Origin of the sequence: Pseudomonas mosselii (assembly GCF_005796105.1) — a bacterium.
In the GTDB taxonomy this organism is placed as follows: Bacteria; Pseudomonadota; Gammaproteobacteria; order Pseudomonadales; family Pseudomonadaceae; genus Aquipseudomonas; species Aquipseudomonas mosselii_C.
The window spans coordinates 1-2624 of record NZ_VAUO01000037.1 but is presented as its reverse complement, the minus strand read 5'-3'; the positions used below and the strand labels follow the sequence as shown (position 1 = coordinate 2624).

The following is a 2624-nucleotide window of genomic DNA, read 5'->3' as shown; positions in this document are numbered from 1 at the left end:
GAGCAGTTGCACCGGCCTCAAGCGCATCGTCTGTAGCGGCGAAGCGTTGCCGGTGGATGCGCAGCAGCAAGTATTCACCAAGCTGCCGCAGGCCGGTTTGTACAACCTGTACGGTCCGACCGAAGCGGCTATCGACGTGACCCACTGGACCTGCCGCGAGGAGGGCGCCGACACGGTGCCCATTGGCCAGCCGATCGCCAACCTTACGACTTACGTGCTGGACGCCGAACTGAATCCGGTGCCGGTCGGGGTAATCGGTGAGCTGTACCTGGGCGGCGAAGGCCTGGCGCGCGGTTACCACCGCCGTCCGGCATTGACCGCCGAGCGTTTCGCCACCAGCCCGTTTGGCAATGGCGAGCGGCTGTACCGCACAGGCGATCTGGCCCGCCAGCGTGCGGACGGAGTGATCGAGTACGCCGGGCGTATCGACTATCAGGTGAAGATTCGCGGCCTGCGTATCGAGCTGGGTGAGATCGAGGCGCGGCTGATGGAACAGCCCGAGGTGCGTGAGGCCGTGGTGCTGCCGCTGGAGTTGGCCGGCAGCCTGCAACTGGTGGGTTATGTGGTGCCGAGCGAAGCCGATGCCGACCCGCTGTTGCTACGCGACACCCTCAAGGTCCGCCTCAAGGCTGTCCTGCCGGACTACATGATCCCGACCCACTGGGTCGCGCTGGCACAAATGCCCCTGAGCCCCAACGGCAAGCTCGAACGCCGCGCGCTGCCTACCCCCGAAGCCGGGGCAGGGCGTAGCCACTACCGCGTCCCGGTCACCGACCTGGAAGTAGCCCTGGCGGCGATCTGGCAAGAGGTGCTGCACGTCGAGCGCATTGGCCTGGACGACGACTTCTTCGAGCTGGGCGGTCATTCGCTGCAACTGGTGATGCTGCAATCGCGCCTGCGTGCAGCGTTCGGCGCCGATGTGCAACTCAAAGACATTCAAGCCTTGCGCACGCTGGATGCGCAGGCAACCCACATACAGGCAACGACGGTCAGCGACGACCGTGAAGCAGAGCTCGACCTGATCTTTGGTGTGCTCGACGAACTGGAGGAACACAATGCTTAAGCAGGGGGCCGCACGCACCGAGGAACTGGTCAGCCGGATCAGGGGGCTGGACAGCGGCAAGCGCCGGCAATTGTTCACCCGTCTGCAACAGATGGGGATCGAGGTTGCCCGACTGCCAATCGTGCCCGCCATCGACGGCAGCGATACGCCGCTGTCGTATGCCCAGCAGCGCCAGTGGTTCCTCTGGCAACTCGAACCTGACGGCTGCGCCTACAACATTCCCGCAGCCCTGCGTTTGCGCGGCGCGCTGGACGTCGCGGCATTGGCCGAAAGCGTCGCCTGGTTGGGCCGCCAACAGGCTAGCCTGCGTACTCGGCTGGAGGAGGTCGAGGGCGAAGTCCGCCAGCGTTTCGATCAAGATGGCATCGCCCTGTTGCAGGTCGAGGATTGCCCGTTGCCGAGCGCCGAGCGTGAGCGCAAGGTCCAGGCCAGCGTGGCGACTGAGCTTTGCACACCGTTCAACCTGACCGCCGGCCCGCTGTGGCGGGTGCGCTTGCTGCGCATGGCAGATGACGACCACCTGTTGCTGCTGTCGCTGCATCACCTGATCAGCGACGGTTGGTCGATGGGTGTGCTGGTCGAGCAACTGCTGGGTGGGTATGCCTCCTTCGCGATGGGGACCGAACCGGTACTGCCGGCGCCGGCTATCCAGTATGGCGACTATGCGCACTGGCAGCGCGAATGGATGGAGTCGGGTGAGCGTGAGCGTCAGTTGGGCTGGTGGATGCAGGCGTTGGGTCGCGAGCGGCCTGTGCTGGAACTGCCCACCGACCACGCCCGTCCGCCGCGCCAGAGCTACCGGGGTGCGCGTCTGGAGGTGGCGCTTCCCAGCACGCTTGGGTATGCGCTGCGAGAACTGGCCCAAGCCCATGAGGCCACGCCGTTCATGTTGCTGCTGGCGTCGTTCCAGGCGCTGTTGCACCGCTACAGTGGCCAGGTCGACATCCGTGTGGGGGTCCCTAACGCCAACCGCAACCGCCTGGAAACCGAGGGCCTGATCGGCCTGTTCGTCAACACCCAGGTGATGCGTGCCGAGATTAGCCAGGGCCTGCGCTTTGACCAGTTGCTCGAACAGGTCCGGCTGATGGCCCTGGGCGCCCAGGCCCATCAGGACCTGCCGTTCGAGCAATTGGTCGAGGCCTTGCAGCCCGAGCGTAGCCTGAGCATCAACCCGCTGTTCCAGGTCATGTACAACCACCAGCACGTCGGGACTGGCCGGATCGCCCAGCAGTTGCCTGGCCTGCAGGTCGAGGCGCTGAACCTGGACAACCAGACCGCGCAGCTGGATCTTGCACTGGAAACCTACGATCACGGTGATGCTTTCAGCGCGGTGCTGATCTATGCCACCGATCTGTTCGAGGCGGCCAGCGTCGAACGGCTGGCCAAGCACTGGTTGCACCTGTTGCACAGCATCATCGCCGACCCGCAGGGGCGTATCGATCAGTTGCCGATGCTCGACGCCGAAGAACGCGAGCTGGCACTGCGCGGTTGGAACGCCACCGCCACCGAGTACCCGCTGGATACCCCGGTGCAACGCCTGATCGAGGCGCAGGTGGCGCGT

At 65.1% G+C, this 2624-nt stretch carries 2 protein-coding genes; both read left to right on the top strand.

Annotation, left to right across the window (positions count from 1 at the left end; translation table 11 throughout):
- On the top strand, positions 1-1063 hold a 1063-nt coding region (locus tag FEM01_RS23970; RefSeq protein ID WP_138221885.1), incomplete at its 5' end, for an AMP-binding protein.
- The coding region (locus FEM01_RS23965; protein WP_240791794.1) for a condensation domain-containing protein at positions 1056-2624 on the top strand (1569 nt) is incomplete at its 3' end. The genes FEM01_RS23970 and FEM01_RS23965, both read left to right, overlap by 8 nt.